The sequence below is a fragment of the Streptomyces sp. NPDC057616 genome, assembly GCF_042800575.1.
Taxonomy (GTDB): domain Bacteria; phylum Actinomycetota; class Actinomycetes; order Streptomycetales; family Streptomycetaceae; genus Streptomyces.
Genome location: NZ_JBHVGU010000084.1, coordinates 1 through 9,139 on the forward strand (window position 1 = coordinate 1; position 9,139 = coordinate 9,139).

General features: G+C 73.1%; 9 protein-coding genes and 2 pseudogenes. 7 read left to right on the top strand and 4 right to left on the bottom strand.

The genetic code is table 11. The features are described 5' to 3' along the window. Positions 1-246 (bottom strand): annotated as a pseudogene (locus ACFU97_RS45765) (cation diffusion facilitator family transporter); the annotation flags it as partial. A 61-nt stretch (positions 247-307) separates the two neighbouring features. Here ACFU97_RS45765 and ACFU97_RS45770 point away from each other — a divergent pair. Continuing rightward, on the top strand, positions 308-667 hold the full coding sequence (locus ACFU97_RS45770) for an ArsR/SmtB family transcription factor (RefSeq protein WP_384269187.1): 360 nt from the start codon (positions 308-310) through the stop codon (positions 665-667). Positions 668-710: 43 nt separating this feature from the next. Here ACFU97_RS45770 and ACFU97_RS45775 read toward each other — a convergent pair whose 3' ends face one another. From ACFU97_RS45775 to ACFU97_RS45785, 3 genes are all read right to left on the bottom strand, one after another. Then, complete coding sequence (locus tag ACFU97_RS45775; protein ID WP_384269189.1) at positions 711-1,931, bottom strand: 4-hydroxybenzoate 3-monooxygenase; 1,221 nt, start codon at positions 1,929-1,931, stop codon at positions 711-713. Between the two features lie 107 nt (positions 1,932-2,038). After that, positions 2,039-3,676 (bottom strand): APC family permease, encoded by a 1,638-nt coding sequence (locus ACFU97_RS45780; protein ID WP_384269191.1) that lies wholly within the window; start codon positions 3,674-3,676, stop codon positions 2,039-2,041. A 174-nt stretch (positions 3,677-3,850) separates the two neighbouring features. Continuing rightward, positions 3,851-4,258 (bottom strand): CoA-binding protein, encoded by a 408-nt coding sequence (locus tag ACFU97_RS45785; RefSeq protein WP_384269193.1) that lies wholly within the window; start codon positions 4,256-4,258, stop codon positions 3,851-3,853. 152 nt (positions 4,259-4,410) lie between these two features. Between ACFU97_RS45785 and ACFU97_RS45790 the strand changes: the two genes are divergently transcribed. From ACFU97_RS45790 to ACFU97_RS45815, 6 genes and pseudogenes are all read left to right on the top strand, one after another. Beyond that, complete coding sequence (locus tag ACFU97_RS45790; RefSeq protein ID WP_384269195.1) at positions 4,411-4,761, top strand: DUF190 domain-containing protein; 351 nt, start codon at positions 4,411-4,413, stop codon at positions 4,759-4,761. A gap of 45 nt (positions 4,762-4,806) precedes the next feature. Continuing rightward, positions 4,807-5,571: a hypothetical protein gene (locus tag ACFU97_RS45795; RefSeq protein WP_384269197.1), complete on the top strand. Its 765-nt coding sequence runs from the start codon at positions 4,807-4,809 to the stop codon at positions 5,569-5,571. Continuing rightward, positions 5,568-6,122 carry a SixA phosphatase family protein gene (locus ACFU97_RS45800; RefSeq protein ID WP_384269200.1) on the top strand — a complete coding sequence of 185 codons (555 nt, stop codon included), beginning with the start codon at positions 5,568-5,570 and terminating at the stop codon, positions 6,120-6,122. The genes ACFU97_RS45795 and ACFU97_RS45800 overlap by 4 nt, the downstream gene beginning before the upstream one ends. Before the next feature lie 25 nt (positions 6,123-6,147). Next, positions 6,148-6,774 carry a YigZ family protein gene (locus ACFU97_RS45805; RefSeq protein WP_384269202.1) on the top strand — a complete coding sequence of 209 codons (627 nt, stop codon included), beginning with the start codon at positions 6,148-6,150 and terminating at the stop codon, positions 6,772-6,774. A 107-nt stretch (positions 6,775-6,881) separates the two neighbouring features. Continuing rightward, a complete protein-coding gene (locus tag ACFU97_RS45810; protein ID WP_384269204.1) occupies positions 6,882-8,045 on the top strand; it encodes an exonuclease SbcCD subunit D in 1,164 nt (387 codons plus the stop codon). Then, positions 8,042-9,069: pseudogene (locus ACFU97_RS45815) on the top strand (AAA family ATPase); the annotation flags it as partial. The gene ACFU97_RS45810 and the pseudogene ACFU97_RS45815, both read left to right, overlap by 4 nt. Positions 9,070-9,139: the final 70 nt, after the last annotated feature.

The following is a 9,139-nucleotide window of genomic DNA, read 5'->3' on the forward strand; positions in this document are numbered from 1 at the left end:
CGCCAGCGCCGTCACCCCGAGGACGGCGAGGGACACCCACAGCGCGCGCATCCCGTGCGCCGAGGACTCCAGCGCGGAGTCCAGCTTGTCGGCGCTCTCGTGGGAGTGCGGGGTGAGCAGGTGCCCGAGCCGGTGCCGGATGCCGGGGGAGCCATGGGTGTGCACGTGCCCCTGTGCATCCCCGTGCCCGTGCCCGTGCGGATGCGTGTGTGCCGCGTGCTCGTGGTGGTCGTGCCGGTCGCTCACGTGGGTCTCCTTCCGGGGCGCGGGAGTGGACGTGTCGGGCCCACGAGGCCATTATGTGCGTATGAGCGCACGCATGCACCTGTCACCTGCGCACGATGCGCATCCGCGCACCCCGGGCGAGGAACAGTTCGCCCTCGCCGCCGAGCTCCTCGCGCTGCTCGGCGACCGCACCCGGCTCGCCCTGCTGCACGCCCTGACCAGGGGAGAGGCCGACGTCACGACGCTCACGGAGTCCTGCGGGGCGGCCCGTCCCGCGGTCAGCCAGCATCTGGCCCGGCTGCGGCTCGCGGGCCTGGTGAACACGCGCAAGGAAGGCCGGAGGGTCGTCTACTCGCTGCGCGACGGCCATCTGCGGAGACTCGTCGACGAGGCGCTGAAGGTCGCCGACCACCGCCTCAGCGACAGCCCGCTGCACGACTGAACACGTCCCCGCGTTCCCGCGTCCCCCGGCGGGGTCGGCGGGATCAGGACTCCGGGCTCTTCCCGAGGTACTGCTCCGCGAACGAGGCCGCCGCCGCGGGCGAGGTGAACAGCCGCCGCATCCGGGCCAGCGTCGTGCCCGCCCGGTACGCGTCGCCCGACGACGCGCCGTGGTACACGTCCGACAGCCACTGCGAGAACTCCTGGTAGTCCCACACCCGGTCCAGACAGGCCGCCGAGTAGTTCTCCAGGCCCGCGCTCTCGCCCTTGGTGAGGTGCGCGACGAGTCCGTCGCCGAGCCGGAAGGCGTCGTGCAGCGCGAGGTTCATGCCCTTCGCGGCGATGGGCGCGGTGAGGTGCGCGGCGTCCCCGGCGAGGAACAGCCGCCCGAACACCATGGGTTCGACGACGTAGTTGTGCATGTCGAGGACACGCTTCTCGATCAGCCGCCCCTCCGTGAGCGGTGGCCGGTCGTCCGCGCCAAGGCGCTCCTGGAGCTCGGCCCAGACCCGTTCGTGCGACCAGTTCTCCGGGTCGTCGCCCGGCGGGCACTCCAGGTAGTAGCGGGTGACCTCGGGACTGCGCGGCATGTGCCCGGCGAAGCCGCGCGGATGGATGCCGAACACCACGCAGTCGCTGGACGGCGGCGCCTCGGCGAGCAGCGCCAGCCAGCCGACGCCGTAGTCCTGCCGGGCGATCCGGGCGTGCTGCGGCAGCGCGGCCCGGGTCACGCCGCGCGCCCCGTCGCAGCCGATGACGAACTCGCAGTGCAGAAGCTCCCGTTGACCGCTCTCCGGGTCGGTGTACGACACAGTGGGGCGGTCCGAGTCCAGCCCGTGCAGTTGGACGTCCCGCACCCCGAACCGGATGGCCCCGCCGCGCACGTCCGCGTACTCGCGCACGAGATCCGTCACCAGCAACGGCTGGGGATAGACGAAGTGATGATGACCCGTCAGCTCCGTGTAGGAGAACCGGTGCCGCTCCCCGCCGACCCGGAACTCGCACTGGGTGTGCAGCTCCGCGCGCTCCAACAGGTTGTCCGCCAGGCCGCGTTCCTGGAGCCCGCGCACGGCCCACTCCTCGATGACGCCGGCCCGGGGCCGCCGCTCGATGAACTCGCGCGTCTCGATCTCCAGGACCAGGCAGTCGACGGAGGCGGCCCGCAGGATGTTGCCGATGGTGAGACCGGCGGGGCCCGCCCCCACGATCACCACCGGAAAACGGTGCGCGGAAGGGGAGTTGGGCTGCGAGGTGGTCGACGTCACGAGAGCATTATGACGGTGGCCCGTCAGCCACGGCAGGGGAGCCGCGGCCGACGGGCCGTGTACGGGGACGCCGTGCGCCAAGGACGCCGTGCGCCGGAGGCGAGAGGTCAGTGCGCGGGCGCGTCGGTGACGACGACCTCTTCGATGCTGCGCTCGATCTCCTCGGGTCGCGAGGCGGTCGCCCGGGCCCAGTAGTAGACGATCAGCGAGAAGGCGCCGACGACGAGGATGTCCCACCACAGGGCGATGTTGCCGGAACCGCCGAACTGCCCCTGCGCGGAGATGACGCCCATGCCCAGCAGGTAGACGGGCAGCCACTGGGCGGCCTTGAAGTCCATCCGCGGCGCGTCGGGCTGGTGCGTTGCGTTGGCCCACCAGGCGTAGCCGCCGAGGAGCACGTAGCCGAGGACGACCGCGACGCCGAGCCGCCACAGGGTGTCCCAGCCCGACCAGTAGATGATGAGGTTGGCCACCACGAAGGACAGCGGGGCGACGACGTTGCCGGCGGGCAGCCGGTACGGGCGCTCGTGGTGGGGCAGGTTCCGCGAGAAGACGCCGTACGCCAGCGGGGCGCCCGCGTACATCAGGACGCTCGCCGAGGTGATGAAGCCGACCAGCTCCTGCCAGCTGGGGAAGGGCAGGAAGCAGACCACGCCGGTCACGAAGGAGACGATCAGGCCGAACCACGGCACGCCGCGGCGGTCGGTGCGGGCCAGGATCTTGGGCGCGTAGCCGTTCTTGGCGAGGCCGTAGGAGACGCGCGAGGTGGCCGTGGTGTAGATCAGGCCGGTGCCGCCGGGGGAGATGACGGCGTCCGCGTAGAGGATGAAGGCGAGCCAGCCCAGGCCGACCAGGGTGGCGAGGCCGGCCCAGGGGCCGCTGATGCCCGGGTAGTCCAGGTGCGCCCAGCCCTTGGCGAAGGTGCTGTGCGGCAGCGCGGCGATGAAGACGACCTGGAGCGCGACGTAGATGACCGCGCCGATCGCGACCGAGCCGAGGGTCGCCCGGGGCAGGTCCCGCTTCGGGTTGCGGCTCTCGCCCGCGAGCTGGATGGCCTGCTCGAAGCCCAGCAGGGCGAAGATGATGCCGCTGCCGCTGATCGCGCTCAGTACGCCCTTGGCGCCGAACGGGGCGAAGCCCTCGGAGGTGAAGTTGGCCGGGTGGAAGTTGCCGATGGCGATGACGAAGATCGCGCCCAGCGGGACGGCGATCTTCCACCAGGTGGCGGCGCTGTTGGTGTGCGCCAGGGCGCGGACGCCGAAGAAGTTGACCGCGACGAAGACGGCCATGAGGACGACGGCGGTGACGAGGCCCGAGGGCGTCAGCGTCTGGTCCTTGTGCTGGAGGCCCTGCGCCCAGCTCCAGTGACCGGCGTAGCCGATCATGGCCTCTACCTCGATCGGCGCGACCGTCGCCGCCTGCAGCCAGGAGAACCAGCCGAAGGACAGGCCGGCCAGGCCGCCGAAGGCGTAGTGCGGATAGCGCGCCGTGCCGCCCGCGACCGGGAACATGCCGCCGAGTTCGGCGTGCACGAGGGCCAGCAGGACGATGGCCACCGCGCCGATCACCCACGAGATGATCGCCGCGGGACCGGCGGCCACGACCGCCTTCTCCGCCCCGTAGAGCCAGCCGGAGCCGATGATCGAACCGACCGAGGCCCACATCAGGCCGATCAGTCCGACGTCTCGCCTCAGGCCGCTGGGCCCTCTGGCCTCCTCCACGGAGGTCTGCTCGATGCTCACCATGTTTTCAGCGACCTCTCACATTCTGAATAAGTGCTTTCAGTCAGTGCGACGTCGCAGATTAGGAATCAGCAGCGGGCGAGCAGAAGACCTGTGGTGAAGTTTTGACCAGCGCCAGGGAGGTTCCTGAACAGACCTTCAAGCGATCTGTACGGAGAGGAGACCCGTCCGTGACGGCTAGCGCATGAGCGGTATCTCGATCGCCGGGCAGCGGTCCATCACCATGTCGAGGCCCGCCGCGCGCGTGCGGTCGTAGGCCGCCTCGTCGATCACGCCGAGCTGGAACCAGACCGCCTTGGCGCCCTTGGCCACCGCCTCGTCGGCCACCGGCCCGGCGAGGTCGCTGTTGACGAAGACGTCGACGACGTCCACGTCGAAGGGGATGTCCGCGAGGGAGGCGTACCCCTGCTCGCCGTGCACCGTCTCCGCCTTGGGGTGGACGGGCACGATCCGCTTGCCGAAGCGCTGGAGCACCTGGGCGACGCCGTACGCGGCGCGCCGCTGGTTCGACGACAGGCCCACCACGGCCCAGGTGTCGCCGGACTCGGTGAGGATCTTGCGGATCGTTGCCTCGTCGCCGTACACCCCGGGCCTCCTAGCCTCGTGGACCTCCTGCCGTGTTCGTTGAACGGCCCGCGGCGCACGATGATTCCCCGGCCACGGCGCGTCCCTGACGCCTGTTCGGCGGACCGGCGGCGCAGTATCTTCCGGGCAGTCCGCACGGCAGGGGGTGCCCGATGCCCGCGCACGACATGCTCGCCGCACGCCTGACCATCCACCTCGACGCGGCCGTCGTCTGGCACCACCGGCCCGCCTACGCCGAACTCGTCCACCGGGCGCACCGCGAGGGCCTCTCCGGGGCCGGCGTCTTCCCCGGGATCGCCGGCCTCGACGGCGGCCACGGGCGCCACCACCTCGGCCCCGCGGGTCCGTGCGCCGTGGTGATCGTCGACGACGAACCGCGGTTGCGGGACTTCCTGCCGCACGTGGCGGACGTCCTCGGGGAGACGTCGGCGGTCGCGGTGCTCGACCGGGTGCGGGTCCACGCGCCACGCGCGCGTGCCGGAAACCCGCCCACCCCTTGTTGACATCCCCTTGTTGAATCCCGCCGCCATGTCCTGTTTTCGGTCCGGATGCCTGCGTACGGGCCCGCGCACGCCTACGCTCGCCAGGTGCTGCGCATCATCGACGCCCGAACCGGCGATTCCACCGACGCCGCCCCCGCCCGCCGGGGGCTGACCCGGGTCGAGGCCCATGTCCCGGGAGCCGGAACGCGGTCCCTGAGGGTGCTGCTCGTCACCGACCTCCTCGTCCGCGCCCTCGAACTCGGCGGCACCCCGGTGTGGGGGGTCCTGGACGCCGGGCGTGACCACGGCGAGCTGCGGTCCGCGGCGGCGGCCCTCGGCATCCGGCCCTTCGAGGACCGCCGGGACGTGGGCCCCGGGCTGGGCGAGGCGCAGGTCCTGCACGTCGTCGGGGAGGGCGGCGCGCCGCCCGAAGGCGTTCACATCGCCGTCGCTCCCGTGCACGCGGCGGAACCCGGCACGCCGGAGGCCGGCGACCCGGCCGTCCTGCGCCTGGCCCTGCTCGCCCGGCGCCGCGGCGAGCCGGTGACGCTCGACGCCGCCGCCCTCGCCCAGGCCGGGGCGAGGCTCGTACGCTGGCGCCGTGCGGTCGCCGCCTGGGCGCGGCAGCCGTCGCGGCCGATCCCCGACGAGGCGCGCACGCGCCTTCGCACCGCCTGGGAGGACGACTTGGACGTGCCCGCGGTGCTCCAGGTGCTGACCTGGGTCGAGACGGAGTCCGCACTGCCCGACGGCGCCCGCTTCGAGACGTACGCCTACGCCGACCGGTTGCTCGGCCTGGACCTCACCCGCGACCTGGGATCCCCGGCGTGATCGCGCGCGCGTTGCCGGGCCCGCTGCGCCGCCTCGTGGTGCTCCGGCACGCCAAGTCGGCCTGGCCGGAAGGGGTCGCCGACCACGAGCGCCCGCTCGCCGCCCGCGGCCTGCGGGACGCGCCGGCCGCGGGCCGGGCCCTCGCCGAGGCCGACTGCCTGCCCGACCTCGCGCTGTGCTCCACCGCCGTACGCGCGCGGCAGACCTGGGAGCTGGCCTCGGACCAGTGGGGCACTCCGCCACCGGTGCGCCACGACCCGCGGCTGTACGGCGCGGACGCCGCCGAGCTGCTGAGCGTCGTGCACGAGGCGTCCGCCGAGGTCGAGACGCTCCTCCTGGTCGGCCACAACCCCGGCATCGAGGAACTCGTCCTCGACCTGGCCGGGGACGACCTCGACGACGCGCTGGAGGACGTGCGGGCGAAGTTCCCGACCTCGGCGATCGCGGTGCTTGCCTGGCACGGGGCCGCCTGGGACGCGCTCGTCCCGGGCAGCGCGCTGCTGACGGACATGCTCGTGCCGCGGGGCAGGAAGGGCACCGGGAAGAAGTAGCGTCGGCGGCGCATAGGCTGGCCGGATGCAGGACGAGTACCGCACGGTGGCCCAGGCGGGCGTGCACGAGACCGAGGTCAACCGCTCCCGCTTCCTGTGCGCGCTGGCGCCGGCGGCCACCGAGCAGGAGGCCCAGGACTTCGTCGCCGGAGTGCGCAGGGAGCACGCGGACGCCTCCCACAACTGCTGGGCCTACGTCATCGGCGCCGACGCCTCGGTGCAGAAGGCGAGCGACGACGGCGAACCGGGCGGCACCGCGGGCGTCCCCATGCTCCAGATGCTGCTGCGCCGCGACATGCGGTACGTCGTCGCCGTCGTCACCCGCTACTACGGCGGCGTCAAGCTCGGCGCGGGCGGGCTCATCCGGGCCTACGGCGGCGCGGTCGGCGAGGCCCTGGACGCGGTCGGCACCCTTACCCGGCGCCGGTTCCGGCTGGCCACGGTCACGGTCGACCACCAGCGCGCCGGCAAGGTGGAGAACGACCTGCGCTCGACCGGGCGCGAGGTGCGCGACGTGCGCTACGGCGAGGCGGTCACCCTGGAGATCGCCCTGCCGGACGCCGACGTGGACGCCTTCCGCGCCTGGCTCGCGGACGCGACCGCCGGCACGGCCGGGTTCGAACTGGGTGGCGAGGCCTACGGAGACGTGTGACGTTCCGTATGAAACGGGCGTAACGGACCGGTAGGAGACGGTCCATGACGGGCCGATACGGGAGTAACCACCCGGGCTGTCGGACCCGGCCGTTAGGGTCGGGGATCATGAGGCTGCTGCACACTTCCGACTGGCATCTCGGCCGGGCGTTCCACCGGGTGAACATGCTCGACGCCCAGGCCGGGTTCATCGGCCACCTCGTCACGACCGTGCGCGAGCGCGGCGTGGACGCGGTGGTCGTGTCGGGGGACGTGTACGACCGCGCGGTCCCGCCGCTCGCCGCGGTCGAGCTCTACGACGACGCGCTGCACCGCCTGGCCGAGCTGGACGTGCCGACGGTGATGATCTCCGGGAACCACGACTCGGCCCGCCGGCTCGGCGTCGGCGCCGGCCTGATCGGACGCGCGGGCATCCATCTGCGGACCGAGCCGGCCGCGTGCGGCACCCCGGTGGTGCTGTCCGACGCCCACGGCGACGTGGCCTTCTACGGCCTGCCGTATCTCGAACCCGCTCTGGTCAAGGACGAGTTCGGTGTGGAGAAGGCGGGCCACGAGGCGGTGCTCGCCGCCGCCATGGACCGGGTCCGCGCCGACCTCGCCACCCGCGCGCCGGGCACCCGCTCCGTCGTCCTCGCGCACGCCTTCGTCACCGGCGGCACGGCCAGCGACAGCGAGCGGGACATCACCGTCGGCGGGGTCGCCTCCGTGCCCGCGGGCGTCTTCGACGGGGTGGACTACGCGGCACTCGGCCACCTGCACGGCTGCCAGACCATCACCGAGCGCGTGCGCTACTCCGGCTCCCCGCTGCCGTACTCCTTCTCGGAGACCGACCACCGCAAGACCATGTGGCTCGTCGACCTCGGCGCGGACGGCTCCGTCACCGCCGAGCGCGTCGACTGCCCGGTGCCGCGCGCACTGGCCCGCATCCGCGGACCCCTGGAGGAGCTGCTGGCCGATCCGGGGCTGGCCCGGCACGAGGAGGCGTGGGTCGAGGCCACGCTCACCGACCCGGTCCGCCCCGCCGACCCCATGGCCCGGCTCGCGCAGCGGTTCCCGCACACCCTCAGCCTCGTCTTCGACCCCGAGCGCGCACCGGACGACCCCGACGTGTCGTACGCGAGACGGCTCGCGGACCGCAGCGACCAGGAGATCGCCGAGGACTTCGTGGCCCATGTGCGCGGCGCCGGACCCGATGAGCGCGAACAGGCCGTGCTGCGCGACGCGTTCGACGCCGTGCGCGCCGACGACGCCGTGCGGGAGGTCGCGCGATGAGGCTGCACCGGCTGGACATCACCGCCTTCGGGCCGTTCGGCGGATCCCAGAGCGTCGACTTCGGCGAGCTTTCGGCGGCCGGGCTCTTCCTGCTCCACGGACCGACCGGGGCCGGCAAGACCTCCGTCCTGGACGCCGTGAGCTTCGCGCTCTACGGCTCCGTCCCCGGCGCCCGGCAGAGCGGCCAGGGACTGGCCCTGCGCAGCGACCACGCCGCCGTCGGCACGCGCACCGAGGTGACCCTCGAACTGACCGTCGCCGGACGGCGGCTGGAGATCACCCGGCAGCCGCCCTGGGAGCGCCCCAAGAAGCGCGGTTCGGGCACGACGACGGAGAAGGCGCAGAGCTGGCTGCGCGAGTACGACGCGACGGCCGCCGCCTGGAAGGACCTCAGCCGCTCGCACCAGGAGATCGGCGAGGAGATCACCCAGCTGCTCGGCATGAGCCGCGAGCAGTTCTGCCAGGTCGTGCTGCTGCCCCAGGGCGACTTCGCACGGTTCCTGCGGGCCGACGCCGAGGCGCGCGGCAAGCTGCTCGGCCGCCTCTTCGACACCCACCGCTTCGCCGAGGTCGAGAAGCGCCTGGCCGAGCGCCGGCGCGCCGCCGAGGCCGAGGTCCGCGAGGGGGACGCCGCGCTGCTCGCCGACGCCCACCGCATGCAGCAGGCGGCCGACGGCGCCCTGGAGCTGCCCGAGCTGGCACCGGGGGATCCGGGTCTCGCCGAGGCCGTCGTCACCGCCGCGGCCGTCGCCCGCAGCACCGCCCGCGAGCAGCTGACCATCGCCCACTGCCGGCTCACCGCCGCCGAGTCCGCGCAGGCGGCGGCCGAGCGGGCGCAGGACGACGTACGCGAAGTGGCCCGGCTGCAGCGGCGGTTCGCCGAGGCGCGGGAGCGCGCCGCCCGGCTGGAGGAGCGGGCCGAGGCCCACCGGGACGCGCAGGCACGCATGGAGCGCTCCCGGAAGGCCGAGGCGGTCGCGCCCGCCCTGGAGCTGAGGGAGGCCGCGGACGCCGAGCACCGGGGGGGGGGCGCCGCCCAGGAACGTGTTCCCTTGCTTTTTCTCCCCCCACCCACCCCAGCCCCTGTCCCCCGT